Here is a 13,914-nt window from a genome sequence, read left to right as displayed (position 1 = left end):
TTCTATGGTGGGCATTTTTTATAGGTTAACTTTAAATCCAAACTATTGAATTAGGCCAAATGCTCGCGGCAAGCTTAAACTGATTTCAGGAATGAAGGTAATCAGTAGAAGCGTCACAATAAGTACGGCACAGAACGGCAAGATGGATTTAATCACATTTTCAATTCTGGCTCCGCTGACACTGCATCCGACAAACAGTGCTGTACCTACCGGTGGGGTGGCAATGCCAATACATAAGTTAAAAATCATCATCATTGCGAAATGGATAGGGTGCATTCCTAACTGGGTTGCAATTGGCATAAATATCGGTGTGAATATTAATACCGCAGGTGTTAAGTCCATAAACATACCGACAATCAACAAAATAATATTCATTAGTATCAAGATGATGATAGGGTTATCAGAGATAGAAAGCATCCAGTCACTGATCATGCCCGGTAAACCGGTGAAGGCCATTGCCCATGACATGATGGTTGAAGCGCCAATTAGAAACAGCATTATTCCGGTGATTTCCGCTGTTTCAACGCAAATTGTACGTAACGCTGAAGTATCTAACGAGCGATAAATCAGAGAAAGAAAGAATGCATATAGAACAGCAATACATGCCCCTTCTGTAGCGGTAAATATCCCACCAATAATTCCACCAATAACTACTACAACTAAGCCAAGACTAGGTAAAGCACGCCAAGTCGTTGTTAACGCCTCTGATAATGTTGTTTTTTCTGTAACGCTTTTATAGCCTTTTTTCTTGGCAATAAAATAAGCGACAATCATACAACTAATACCCATTAATATGCCTGGTACGTAACCAGCGATAAATAGGGCTGCAATCGAGGTACCACCACTCACTACGGAAAAAACGATCAGTGAGTTACTTGGTGGAATAAGTAGTCCAGCGGGACAAGATGCCACGTTCACCGCTGTTGAAAAAGATTTGCTATAACCTTCTTTTTCCAGCTCGGGTTCCAATGTTTTTCCTACGGCGGCAGCCGCTGCAACGGCAGAACCGGACACTGAGCCAAACAACATATTTGCGATTACGTTGACATGAGATAGTGAGCCAGGAAGGCGTCCAACTAATAACTTTGCGAAATCAACCAAACGTTTAGCAATACCGCCTCGGTTCATAATATTACCGGCCAGTATAAAAAACGGTATTGCGAGTAGACTAAAACTGTCGATACCTGTTACGATTTTTTGACCAGCGGTCATAAGTGCAATATCAAATGGCATGATGGTGCACATGATTACAAGGGAAGATAAAGCAATAGCTATGGCAATAGGAATACTAAACGCTATTAGAAGCATAAACAGGCATAATAGCCAAAAACCGACGGAGATATCCATACCGCTTATCCTCTCTCGTTAGTAGGTGTTGTTAATAAATTAGCGATATTAATGAGAATATAAACACACATCAGAGAGCCAGCTAACGGCAATATGAAATATACATATGACATTGGTATTTGCAGTGCAGGAGAATATTGCATTGTAGTTCTTCCCATTAATTGCATACCGCCTTTTATCATCGCTAAAAAAACAAAAGATAGTGATGTAAGGTGAATTAAAATATAACTAATTTTTTGAAATTTTTTGTTTATTGAGTGTATGAACAACGTAATAGCTAAATGTCCATTCTTACCAAATAAGTAACTAGCGCCGAGTAACCCAAACCAAATCATAAGATAACGAGCCAGTTCATCGGTAAACGAACTTGGATCATTTAGTACGTAACGACTGAACACTTGCCACGTAACTGTAATGACAAGGAGAACAAGAGAAATACTACAAAATGTTAGAATTACTTTATCTAATAAACTCTTGAATTTTATTATATTAGCATCCATTTTTTTGCCTTAGATAAACGTATTTATTAAAAGAGCTGAACTTGATAAGCTCTTGTTTTTGCTAATGAAATGATATTGCGACTTGATAATATTAAAGAATCAAGTCGCTATTTTTATTGATGGTGAATAGAGTTTAATTACATGTTCTGTATAGCTTCTACGTAATAGCTTAATTTTGGATCTTTCTGTGCATCTTCAATCATTGGCTGTACTTTAGCTCGGAATTTTGACTTATCGACCTCGACAAACTTCACGTCAAATTTTTTGGCTATTCCCATATTTTTGCTATCAGTTTCAGCCCAAATCTTAATTTCTTCTTCTCTTGATTCAGCAGCCGCTTCTTTAACGATAGTTTTTTGATCATCAGACAGACTGTTCCAAGTAGATTCTGAAATCATGATTAGATCAGGTGTCATCATATGTTGATCCATAGAGTAAAATTTGGCTACTTCGGAGTGTTTCATTTCAACAAGGCTAGAGATGTTATTCTCTGCTGCATCAATCACGCCTTGTTGTAACGCTGTATATACTTCTGTGAAAGGTACAGGCGTAGGCTTAGCACCCAGAAGACGAACCATTTCCATCATTGTTGGTGATTCTGGAACTCGGACTTTAAGCCCAGTTAAATCATCAGGCGTCTTGATAGGCTTTGAACTATAAAAGCTACGAGATCCTGAATCGTAAAATGTCACGCCAATGAAACCTTTACCTTTACTTGAAAGCAGAAGCTTTTCAGCCGTTTCACTACGCATGAATTCATGCATGTGGTTTGAGTCTCTGAATAAGAATGGAATTGAGATAGCTTTAAATGTTGGTTCAAATGATTCTGCAAGAGAGCCGTTAATCTTTGCCATATCAATGGCACCTGTGACTACTTGCTCAGCCTGATCTCTTTCAGAACCTAATACGCCATTAGGAAATATTTTTACGTTCATTTCGCCATTCGATTTTTCTTTTACTTTTTCGGCAAAAATTTGCATACCCGCATGCGCTGCACTTTCAACATTCATGGCATGGCCAAGCATAAGCGTTTTCGCATTAACGGAAAACGCCATCATGACAGAAGCCGCTGCAAGCGTAATTAGTTGTTTTTTCATGTTCTTCTCCAGAATCGTTGTCATTTTCCAAGGTACAAGCAGGATCTAATCATTTATCAACCCTGACTATAATTTTTACGCCTTGCTAATTTGTAATACAATAATTCAATAATCCAAATGTGGAGATCTGCACAGTTTATGTAACGAAATGTATATATTGTGTGATTGCCTTCACTTCATTGATACGGAAGATCAATATGTAATTTGACGCGAAAGGAACGTTAAGTTGGAGAAGGTTTTTTGAAGCAAAGAAAGGAGAATTATTTTAGGAAAAGGAGAGGTAGGGGACTTATTATCGCCCCCCTTTTGATAGTTATATTAATTTTCTAACATCAACCCAACGGTCATTTTTTCTGATTAAATCGATGATTAACTGATAACGGCAGCCATCTTCAAATGTTTGATAAGGTTCGACCTTCTCACCCGATAGATCTTTAACGAGTTGAGTGGCTAAATGAGTCCAGCTCCTTTGTGTATCACAGTCAATATCAGGTAATTGACTGGAGATCTCATCAGGAAGAGGAACTTCGTTCCATTCATTGTTTTTCCAAAGATAAAGTGGCCCGCTACCGTAATGTCCTTTGATGTAGATGGAGCCTTTTGACCCATGAAATACAATGTGGTCGTCATTGAAGCGTGGCGTTAATCCCCCGTGCTTAAATAGAACAGAGACGGGTTGTTGAGTTGGTATTTTGCTTTCAATCTGAGCGAGTACTGTATAAGACCATTCAACATCGCAATCGCGCCATTCTAAGCTTGGATCATTAATATCTTTTGGAATAAAGTTTCGACGCTCAGTAAAATTATGTACACCGTCTACAACCGGAGCTTTAGGCATGTCGTTACGCACTTCACCTGATACGGATAGAATATTTTCTCCGATAACTGACGTTACGATGGATAGCAAATGCGTAAAGTTGTTATTGAGGCGACCACCTCCTGCTTCACAAGTATGTGACCAGCCAAATGGAATATTTCTGTCTAAATTGAAGTGTGAAATACATTCAACTTCTGTAGGTTCACCGATAGCTCCCGACTCAACCAGTTGTTTTGCATGGATAATTTCTAGCATGTATCTGAAACTAGATGCAAATGCGGTTTTAACATTATGTTCTTTAGAGAGGTTGTAAACTTCTAGTGCCGTTTCTCCGTTATGTGTCAAAGGCTTGTCTGACATTACGTGGCAACCAAATTTAATAGCTTGTTTGATCGGCTCTAGGTGCGCACCACCAGGGGTGGCAATGGACACAATGTCAGGTTTGCATGTTTCTAATGCTTTTTGCCAATCGGTTCCCGCATAAGGTATTTTCAAGTCGTCAGCGACTTGTTTTACTACACTTTCGGTGCGTCCCACGATCCCTACTACAGTAGCTCCTGCATCTCGAAATGCTTTTGTATGCCCTTGTCCCGCAAAGCCGGTACCATGTATTAGAACTTTTTTCATGTTTCTGTTTTCCATTTTAGTTGTTATATGAGTTGCGTCGTGTTTACCAATGCCAAAGCGTTCCGTCTTCTAAACGGCTTACTGGCAAGTAAGACCGTTTATAACTGTATTTGCACGCTTGTTGCTCATCGAATTCAATACCCAATCCTGGTGCATCACTGACGACTATCATTCCGTTTCCTAGTTTCATATCGTGTTTGAAAATGCTTTTGCTTTCTTCATTGCCAAATCCGACAAATTCTTGAATACCAAAGTTATGAGTTGAAATGTTTAGATGCATATGTGCAGCGAAGCAGATAGGGGATAGATCTGGTGCACCATGTGGTGCAGTTCGAATATTATAAATAGCAGCAAAGTCAGAAATTTTTCTCATACCTGTTATGCCACCTGCGTGGGTGGCGGCTGCGCGAATGTAGTCTATCCACTGGTTTTGAATCAGGTCCTTACAATCCCAAACGGTATTGTAGGTTTCTCCAAGCGCTAGTGGGGTAGTGGTATGATGACGAATCAGCTTGTAGTTTTCTTGATTCTCAGCGATGGAGGCATCTTCTAAAAACAAGAGGTTGTATGGTTCGAGCAACTTACCCAGTTTCGCTGATTCAATCGGTGTGAGCCGGCTGTGTGTGTCATGCAGTAAATCGATATCATCACCTAAACGAGCTTTCGCTTGAGCAAATAATTCAGGAACGAGTTTAAAGTACTTGCTCGTTGACCATTCTTGCTCTGGGGGAAGAGGACGATTTCCCTGTAGTTCAAAGTAGTCTTTTTTATCGCCTAATACACCATAAGTTTCCTTTAGACCCGGAATGGCAGATTGTAGACGTATCGCTTTAAAACCCTGTTTCACAAGGTCTTCAGCCTTGCATAACGTATCGTCGATTGTTTCACCGTTTGCATGTGCATATAAGCTGACACTATTTCTACATTTACCGCCCAATAATTGGTAAACAGGTAACCCCGAGACTTTTCCTTTGATATCCCAAAGGGCCATATCGATACCTGCAATAGCCGCCATATTTATCGGGCCTCGACGCCAATAAACACCCATATACAGGTATTGCCAGATATCTTCAATTGCATGAGGATCTCGTCCAATAAGGCATGGGATAACATGCTCTTCTAAGTAAGTCACCACAGCCATTTCTCGGCCGTTGACTGTGGCGTCACCTAAGCCATAGACACCATTATCAGTAGTCACCTTAACAGTGACAAAGTTTCTTCCAGGGTTGGTAACAAAGACTTTTATATCTTTTATTTTCATTGAAATAATCTCTGATTAGCTAACAAGTAAATCGGTTTAGTAAATCGGTTTACTTGTTATGTTCTATGGATCCGAATAGAATGTCAACGATCCCATTTTGAAGTGGTTAACAGTTTTAAGAAGCCTGTATGAATAAAATTAGAATTATTGATGTAGCGACACACGCTGGTGTTTCTAAAAGTACAGTATCTCAGTACCTGAATGGTCGTTTTGGTCATATGTCTGGAGACACAAAGCAGAAGATCGAGTCATCGATTAAAGAGCTAAATTATGTACCAAACCACAATGCTCGTAGCCTTAAAGCTGATAAAACGAAAACGTTAGGTGTTATTGTGCGTGATGTTAGCGGATATAATACAAGCAGAGTTATCCGCGGAATTGATGATTATTGTAAGAAGCATGGATACAACGTTTTAATCTATAACAGCGATTTTGATGCGGAATCAGAAAAACAAGCCTTGTTATCTTTAAGCCAAATGCGGGTCGATGCTATCGTCATTGCGTCATCTGGCCATAATGCTGAGCTAATTAACCAACTTATGTCTGGTGGTACTCCAATTGTTCAGTTTCAATTAGAGTACTCTGAAACGCGAAGCCATATTGTGCTTTCGGACTACAGAGACGCGGCGTTTATAGCAACGGAGTATTTGATTAAACTTGGACATAAGCGTATTTGCTTTATGGGGCAGGATATAAAGCAAGACTTATCTCGTCGTTCTCGTTATCAGGGATATTGCGATGCTTTATCTAAGCACGGTATTGAGCTTGAAGACAGGTATGTCCAATATTGGAACCGAGAAAAAGGGTTCGAGGTATCTCCTGACGAACTCATTCAAAGTGAAAATGGCCCAACAGCAATTTTTACTCAGCACCTTGCAATCACTACCGATTTACTCACAGAGCTAAACTTAGCCAATATTAATATTCCAAAGCAGGTATCAATAATTGGCTTTGATGAAATCCCCATGGTTGAACACTTCAAAGTGCCTATCACAACGATTAAGCAAAATGCCCACCAAATTGGCATAGAGAGTGCGCAACTAGCCATTGAAGCTGTATTGGGTATATGTAATGGGATACAGAGACTCATTGTTCCCTCGGTGTTGATGGAACGAGATTCTTGTTCAGAGGTAAAGTAGATATAACTAAATTAGAATTAAAAAGCCAAGCAATTAGAAGCTGCTTGGCTTTTTTACTTTCTATTTCGTTTGTTCTAAATTCGCTTTCTTCTTCATTTTCATTGTTGAATAAACTGAGAATGCAGCTAGTAGGATAAACCCAAGAGCGATAGGTCTTTCATACAAGAATGACCATGAGTTCTCATACATCAGAAGTGATTTCCGCAAGTTAGTTTCTGCCATTGGGCCAAGAATAATCGCGAGAAGAATCGGGGAGGCGGGGATGTCCAGTTTTCCTAACACAAAACCCAGTATACCGAATGCGATAGCAATACCAACATCAAACATTGAGTTGTTGATTGCGTAAGCACCTACGACGGACAGGAAGATAATGATTGGAATCATTAGAAGCTTAGGCACTTCGATGATACGACAGAAGAAGCGGATTCCAACAAGACCCACAATAAGCATTACTACGTTTGCTACAAGCATTGAGCTAAATACGCCATAGACTACGTCAGGACTATGAGCAAACAGTAATGGGCCGGGAGTTAAACCTTGCACAATTAACGCGCCAAGCAATACTGCGGCTACAGCATCTCCTGGTACGCCAAGAGTGAGTAGGGGAACAAGCGCACCGCCGGTAACTCCGTTATTGCCTGCTTCGGCAGCAGCTAAACCACGGATTGATCCTTTACCAAATTCATCAGGATTTTTTGAAACTCGTTTCGCTTCGTTATAACAAACGAATGCAGAAATGTCAGCTCCCGCCCCCGGCACTGAGCCAATAGATGTCCCCAATACGCCACTTTTTATAGCCGTCGGCATCATGCCTTTTAGGTCTTGTTTACTGAGCAATTTGTGGTCAAATTTAGGAATCTCAGTGCGTTTTTCTTTGATTACCTTTTCTATTTGGTTAATGGCTTCAGAAAGTGCGAATAGACCGATAAGAACTGGAATAACATTGATACCACTGTAGAGATCCATAACGCCAAACGTAAAACGAGGAACACTACTGATAGGGTCTAATCCTACCGTTGAGATGAGTAGCCCAATAGTACCCGCTAGTAAGCCTTTCAGAATATTCTGCGCCGATACACTGGCAATGATTGTTAAGCCAAATAGTGCTAACGCAAAGTACTCTGGAGCATTAAATCGTAGCGCAAAGTTGGCTAATAGTGGGGCAATAGCAATAAGTACGATAGTACTAATTAGTCCGCCAACAAAAGACGCGACTGCCGAAATACTCAGTGCTCTAGCTGCTTGCCCTTTTGCTGCCAGAGTATGGCCGTCAAGAACTGTTGCGGCAGATGCAGGGGTTCCAGGTGTTTTCAGCAATATTGCTGCAATTGAACCGCCGTATATACCGCCGATATAAACACCAATTAGCATAACAAGAGCGGGTGTTGAACTCATTCCAAAAGTAAAAGGCAGTAATATTGCAACGCCCATGGTTGCAGTTAACCCTGGCAATGCACCAAGTACGATACCCCCGACAACGCCAAATATTAGTATTGGTAGAACTTCCGGGCTAAAAGCTGTCAGTAAGCCATTAAATAGATGTTCGATCATAATGCCTCTCTAAAACATAATGCCTTGAGGAAGTGATATGTACAACACTTCACCAAAGAGGTAATAAACAGAAAAGACGAATACCCAGGCAACCATATACATGAGAGGTTTTCGAACTTTGAAAAACAATAGATATCCAGTGAATGCGATCAGGCTAGCGAATAAGTAGCCTAATAAATGAATTAAAAGGGCGTAGCCAAATAGAAATCCAACAGCAAACCAAGCCATTTTAGAAAAAATACCTTCTTGCATCTCAGGATTCGATTTCAACTTGCTTTGAATAATAAGCGCAATACAGATCGCGATTTGAAAAATGGCAATGACGGCAGGGAAAAACTTGGCATCTACGCTTGCATCTTGGAAGCGTGGTTCGGCAAATTGAGAGACGACAACTAGCGTAATTGCACTGAGAATGATTATTAGAGATGGAAAGACCAAATTTCTATTGAACATATTGCTGTCCTATAAAACTTAGAGCACCCCTAAAAGGGTGCTCATAAAAGAACGATATTAATTAATGAGAGTGCCTAAGGTTTTAGCGTCTTGCTCTACAAACTTAGTAAATTCTTCAGCTTTCATGTTGTGGATAGTCATTGCACCTTTCTCCATGAAGCCTTTAAATTCTTCAGAAGCCATCGCTTTATCGAACGCTTCACCAAGAGTTTCAATAATTTCGTCTGGTGTATTTTTAGGAGCACCGATGCCACGCCATGTCCCTGTTACTACATCCACTCCTTGCTCTTTCAAAGTAGGAACATCTGGAATGTACGAAATTCTTTCTTCAGACATTACGCCTAGAGCTTTTAACTGACCTGAACGTAACTGAGAAATAGCTTCACCCGGAGTTACCATAGTTACATCAGTGTGCTTTCCAAGAACCGCTGGAATGGCTTCAGATGCACCGTTGTAAGGAATAGCATTCAGTTTGATGTTTTGATTCTTCTCTAAAGTCATCAAATAAAAGTTAGGGGCAGCCGTTGACGCAAATTTAACTACGCCATCGCCTTTTTTAGCTTCAGCAATAAGATCGTTGATGGTGTTGTATGGGCTGTCTTTGTGGACAAGAACGACCGCTGGGTCAAGGTTAACCATACGAATTAATTTAAAGTCGCTTGCGTCGTGTTGCATTAAGCCCATTTGAGGCAGTGAAGCAATTTCACGAGTAACAACGGTTAGCGTGTAGCCATCAGGTCGCTGTTGAGCGCCAAAGCTCATACCTACAGCACCAGCGCCACCTGTACGGTTCATCACTGAAATGTTCTGACCCAGGATATCTTTTGCAGAGTTTGCCAGAGTTCGACCTACTGCATCCGTACCACCACCGGCACCAAATGGCACAACAAGGCGAATGTTTTTAGTAGGGTAATCTGCTGACATTGCTGAAGCAGAAGCCATGATACCTGCACTAACAAATAGGGTTTTTAGTAACTTATTCATAATGTAGTCATACCTTTTGTTTTTGGTTTATTGTCTGAAAGTTTGTGTTGGGTTATTTATTTTGTTTTTCTGATATTCACTCATGCATAGCTGTTCTATAGCCACAGCAATCCAGCCACTGATAAGCATATCGAACCATTGCTCTACGCCACTGCATGCAACAACAACATCGCCGTAGGTGAATGAGCCATAGAACAACAAGTCATCTTCTCTTAATGAAGATGTATGCTGTGATTGGTTGATTAAGTTTGATTGGTTGTTTCGCCATGCCTGAAGTGCTTTTTTGCGAGCAAAATCATCGAAGGGAATAGTCCATTTCTCGGGAGTACCCAGTGATGCTTCAAATAGGATGCTTTCTTCAAAAGAGCTTTCCCACGGCTTCACGCGAGGATCCATAATGACGATATGAAGTTCTTGTCGGTTTGTTTGCTCAAACAGCTTATGAATTGATGGTGTTACCAATTCAATTGCTTCTTTAGCGATGTCCAAATGACTTTTCATTTATTGCTTATCCGTTTATCTCTGAATATTTTTAATAAATGATATTGTATGATTTATTGTTGGCTAGGTAGTAAGGTTTGGAATGTTACGTAGATCACTGTGAACGTCTCTCTGCTGTGCGCTGTCTCTTTATTTTGCTAGCTTCAGTGTGATTTTTGATATCGTTTTGAAAATTCAGGATTGACTTTATGTATTACAATATTGGTTTGGTTTTTCGGGGGGGGTTTGTAAGTTATTTGTGGGAGAGGAATTAAATTTTATACTAATTTGTACAACCGAATTTAATCGTGCTGCCGCTGAGTATTAAAGTATCATTCTGGTTGTTTTGACCATTAAACAGAACACGTTTCTGGACAAAAATGAGTTGGGTGATTCGGGCGGAATCTAACCATCGAATCACTTTTGATATCCCATAACGGAACCAGCCACCGCCTTTTGCGGGGACTGAGATGCACGGTTCTGGACATTTTCTGTCACCAGCGATCTGTCACACCAGACTGAGTTTATGCAGTGATTATTAGAAAGTATACAATAACTCATCAGCCCCGAAGCACTTCTGCCCCCATGTTTGTTCGCGTGGAGCTTTTTACTTTATGGGTTACCACTCAATCGAAGAACCATCAAATACGCGAAAACTTCCTGAAGTTTCTAGCGTCATAGATTCAGCAACATTAATGATTCCAGTAACACTTTCTTGAGGTGTGAATGTCGCGTCTTTGCCACCCATATCGGTTTGTATCCAACCAGGGTGAACTGCTACTGTTTTAACGCCTTGCTCGGCTAAGTTTTTCGCCGCCGATACTAGGATTTGATTAAGCGCCGCTTTTGATGTGCGATAGCTGTACATATTACCTGAACCGTTATCACCAATACTTGCAACTCGAGTCGAAATACCAACAATGGTTTTATGCTCACTAGCTGCTACATTTTCTCTTAACGCTTGAATAAGCAGAGCTGGTGCTACGGTGTTAATATTCAGAACTTCTAACCATTTTGATTGGGTCATTTCGCCCAGTTTTGCACAATCGTCACCTAGTACACCTGCATTTAGGATCAGGTGATCAATTGCTCTACCATCAAGGGTTTTATCGAGTGCGTTGATGTCTTTCTCTGAAGTCACATCAAGCTTTAGTAGCTCAACATGACCTGCATTCGACAGCTCGATTAACTCGCTCGCTTGTTGCGGATCACGACAAGCAGCCAGCACTTTCCAGCCTTTATCAAGGTACTGACGAACGAACTCTAAACCAAGACCACGATTTGAACCTGTAATAAGTACTGTTGACATTTTTCTTCCTCATCTATTTGGATGAGGCAAGTGTAGAATGCCTTACTCTTAATGGTGCATAATGAAGAAGAATATCCAACAAGATTCGACATTGTCGAATTTTGAGTTACTTATTGAGGAACACGGAAGCAAAATGCTCAAGGCGAGGTTGATTTAGCTCGTTTGCATGACCACTAACGCCCGCGACCGCGGCCAGACTACCATCAATGTATAACGGGATTGCTAAGCAATTGAGGTTAGCTTCTGCTTGCTCTAGATCAAGTGCAAAACCTTGTTGTTTCACTTTTAGTAGCTCTCGTTCAAGCGGATGATCGATTTGTTCTTTTGTACGTAACTCACGCAGCAGATCGTCATCGAATGCTAAGAACACTTTACCAATAGCAGAAGAGGTAAGCCCTTCACGCCGCCCTCGCGGGCTTCGTATAGTTAGCGGATTGTTTCGTTCTATAGCATCAATATACAAATACTCTTGTGCGCCACTTTTCACGGCTAGATAAGCGGTGTTATTGGTAAGGCTCGCCATACGATGGAGTAGATAAGAGAAGTGGGTACGAATCGCTTCATCGTTTTGTTCAAGCGATTTAGATAGCTCACGTAAACGTAGACCTAGACTGTAACCATGTTTGCTCTTTGTGACATACCCAAGCGAGCGTAGAGTTGCTAGTAGGCCATGAACAGTGGTCTTACTTAACTCTACTTGTTGACTAATATCTTGCAGAAAAAGGGGCTGATTATGCATAGAGAGCGTCTCGAGAATAGCAAAGGTGCGCTCGACAGACTGAATGTTACGGGTTTCTTTCGCCATGTGGTTACTGTGTGTTGGATAGAGACCTAGAGTATACCCTCGGTTATATGTACAAGCAGTATTTTAATAGTTGATGTATCGTTAAAGGATTCATTGGATGAGTGAAAATTTCACTAAACTCACGTGGATTGGTCACAGATATAGAGCCTTCCCATATATTTTCTCATCCTAACAGAGTCCATACGGATTACGTTCGTAACTTGAACTTGCCCCAAAAGAAGTTATAGCCATGTATTGTGACGAGAAAAGTTAGTCGAATTGGCCGAAGAAAAATTAATAGTACGGTCTATTAATGGAGATTTTCATGTTAGTTGTTTCAGCTAGGTATGAACTAGGTTACTAAAAGTATACTGATTGCATTCAATCTCTAGGTAACTAAAATATACCGCAAGACGCTCGCCATTAGGTGCCCACTCTTACACCTAAATTGCTGTGAGTATTCAATCACTATGAGTGACGTTTTTATTGTCAGAGCTGATTAGCTACGTTACTTCTCAAAATGACGCGGAGCTGTATGAAAGCAAAAGTTGAAGTTGATCCAAAAGGGCGTAAGAGCGTTGTCGACGCTTGTAACGAGCCTTGTGCGATCGAAAAAGGCATGAGGATTTTGGGCTCCAAGTGGAAGGGCTCCATCATCTACCATCTGAAAGATGGCCCTGTGAGATTCAATGATCTTTCCAGAATGTTGGGCGGTGCAAGCAAGAAGATGGTCGACCAGCGTCTAAAAGAACTAGAAAGTGAAAACATGGTAATACGTCGTGTGCTCAATGAAAAACCGCTGGCAGTTAGCTACGAACTCACCGAGTTTGGACGCAGTGCGTTAACGATTCTCGATGAGTTGAGAAAATGGTCTGAAAGTAACAATGTGCAGCTAAAATAGCGTGAGCAACATTCATCCATCTCCCTCTTTTACGTAACAAGGCAACCAATATGGTTGCCTTGTTGCCTTTCGAGCTGAAGATTCAATAATCTAGCGTGCCACGGATAGGGTAGTGGTTTTCTGGGTTACGAATCCATGCCAAACCTCGGGTCAGTGCACCGAGCTCAGGTCTGACAAACGGGTTGTTGGACAGGTCAACCACGTGTAAGTTGCCGTGTTCATTGATCACAAACAACCCCGGCTCTGAAAAGTTATGGTCGGTTTCAGCTTCGGAGCGTGGTAGCGATATGTAGAGCCCCAGAGTCTTCATTTGTTGCTCAGTAAGACCATAGGCGATTGGAAAACTGACATCGAGCTTTTCTAGGTGTTGCTCCAATTGTTGCTTCGAGTCAGCAGAGACAGCCAGAATATCAACGCCCGCCTCACTAAAGGCCTGCTTATAGGTCTCAATTTCATTGAGGTACTTGGTGCAAAGTGGACAGTGTTTGCCACGATAGACAAACACCGCTTGCCATGTTGCATCACCTTGAGGTTGACCTAGCTTGACTTTGGTTCCATCAAGCTTTGTTGCCTCTAATGTAGGAAAAGCGTCACCCGCTTTGAGTTTTTGTGAGTATGTCATCTCGGCTCCTGGGATTGAGGTCACAACGAGTTTAAAAAAGAT

General features: G+C 41.1%; 14 protein-coding genes. 2 read left to right on the top strand and 12 right to left on the bottom strand.

Features of this window, described 5'->3' with window-relative positions; genetic code table 11:
• Nucleotides 1–42: 42 nt before the first annotated feature.
• From M1D72_RS04060 to manD, 5 genes are all read right to left on the bottom strand, one after another.
• Nucleotides 43–1,347 (bottom strand): TRAP transporter large permease, encoded by a 1,305-nt coding sequence (locus tag M1D72_RS04060; RefSeq protein ID WP_456294616.1) that lies wholly within the window; start codon nucleotides 1,345–1,347, stop codon nucleotides 43–45.
• 5 nt (nucleotides 1,348–1,352) lie between these two features.
• Nucleotides 1,353–1,847, bottom strand: coding sequence for a TRAP transporter small permease (locus tag M1D72_RS04055; RefSeq protein WP_456294615.1), 495 nt, complete (start codon nucleotides 1,845–1,847; stop codon nucleotides 1,353–1,355).
• 137 nt (nucleotides 1,848–1,984) lie between these two features.
• Entirely contained in the window at nucleotides 1,985–2,944 is a 960-nt protein-coding gene (locus tag M1D72_RS04050) for a TRAP transporter substrate-binding protein (protein ID WP_456294614.1), read from the bottom strand.
• A gap of 313 nt (nucleotides 2,945–3,257) precedes the next feature.
• On the bottom strand, nucleotides 3,258–4,388 hold the full coding sequence (locus M1D72_RS04045; RefSeq protein ID WP_456294613.1) for a Gfo/Idh/MocA family protein: 1,131 nt from the start codon (nucleotides 4,386–4,388) through the stop codon (nucleotides 3,258–3,260).
• A gap of 43 nt (nucleotides 4,389–4,431) precedes the next feature.
• Nucleotides 4,432–5,649 (bottom strand): D-mannonate dehydratase ManD, encoded by a 1,218-nt coding sequence (manD, locus tag M1D72_RS04040; protein WP_456294612.1) that lies wholly within the window; start codon nucleotides 5,647–5,649, stop codon nucleotides 4,432–4,434.
• A 128-nt stretch (nucleotides 5,650–5,777) separates the two neighbouring features.
• On the opposite strand from manD, the gene M1D72_RS04035 reads away from it, so the two are divergent.
• Entirely contained in the window at nucleotides 5,778–6,788 is a 1,011-nt protein-coding gene (locus M1D72_RS04035) for a LacI family DNA-binding transcriptional regulator (protein ID WP_456294611.1), read from the top strand.
• Between the two features lie 60 nt (nucleotides 6,789–6,848).
• Here M1D72_RS04035 and M1D72_RS04030 read toward each other — a convergent pair whose 3' ends face one another.
• The 6 genes from M1D72_RS04030 to M1D72_RS04005 form a co-directional block, all read right to left on the bottom strand.
• Complete coding sequence (locus M1D72_RS04030; RefSeq protein WP_456294610.1) at nucleotides 6,849–8,339, bottom strand: tripartite tricarboxylate transporter permease; 1,491 nt, start codon at nucleotides 8,337–8,339, stop codon at nucleotides 6,849–6,851.
• Between the two features lie 9 nt (nucleotides 8,340–8,348).
• A complete protein-coding gene (locus M1D72_RS04025) occupies nucleotides 8,349–8,792 on the bottom strand; it encodes a tripartite tricarboxylate transporter TctB family protein (protein WP_456294609.1) in 444 nt (147 codons plus the stop codon).
• A 57-nt stretch (nucleotides 8,793–8,849) separates the two neighbouring features.
• Nucleotides 8,850–9,776: a tripartite tricarboxylate transporter substrate binding protein gene (locus M1D72_RS04020; RefSeq protein WP_456294608.1), complete on the bottom strand. Its 927-nt coding sequence runs from the start codon at nucleotides 9,774–9,776 to the stop codon at nucleotides 8,850–8,852.
• 27 nt (nucleotides 9,777–9,803) lie between these two features.
• Nucleotides 9,804–10,277: a hypothetical protein gene (locus M1D72_RS04015; RefSeq protein ID WP_456294607.1), complete on the bottom strand. Its 474-nt coding sequence runs from the start codon at nucleotides 10,275–10,277 to the stop codon at nucleotides 9,804–9,806.
• A gap of 598 nt (nucleotides 10,278–10,875) precedes the next feature.
• Nucleotides 10,876–11,565, bottom strand: coding sequence for an SDR family oxidoreductase (locus M1D72_RS04010; protein WP_456294606.1), 690 nt, complete (start codon nucleotides 11,563–11,565; stop codon nucleotides 10,876–10,878).
• Nucleotides 11,566–11,671: 106 nt separating this feature from the next.
• Entirely contained in the window at nucleotides 11,672–12,370 is a 699-nt protein-coding gene (locus M1D72_RS04005; RefSeq protein WP_456294605.1) for an IclR family transcriptional regulator, read from the bottom strand.
• A 514-nt stretch (nucleotides 12,371–12,884) separates the two neighbouring features.
• Between M1D72_RS04005 and M1D72_RS04000 the strand changes: the two genes are divergently transcribed.
• The gene (locus M1D72_RS04000) at nucleotides 12,885–13,250 is read left to right on the top strand and encodes a winged helix-turn-helix transcriptional regulator (RefSeq protein WP_454449342.1); all 366 of its coding nucleotides are present in this window, start codon (nucleotides 12,885–12,887) and stop codon (nucleotides 13,248–13,250) included.
• Between the two features lie 82 nt (nucleotides 13,251–13,332).
• Here M1D72_RS04000 and M1D72_RS03995 read toward each other — a convergent pair whose 3' ends face one another.
• Complete coding sequence (locus M1D72_RS03995; RefSeq protein ID WP_456294604.1) at nucleotides 13,333–13,872, bottom strand: redoxin domain-containing protein; 540 nt, start codon at nucleotides 13,870–13,872, stop codon at nucleotides 13,333–13,335.
• Nucleotides 13,873–13,914: the final 42 nt, after the last annotated feature.

It is taken from the genome of Vibrio sp. AK197 (genome assembly GCF_053903115.1).
The sequence above is the reverse complement of the archived record's forward strand: the minus strand, read 5'-3'. Positions and strand labels throughout refer to the sequence as shown.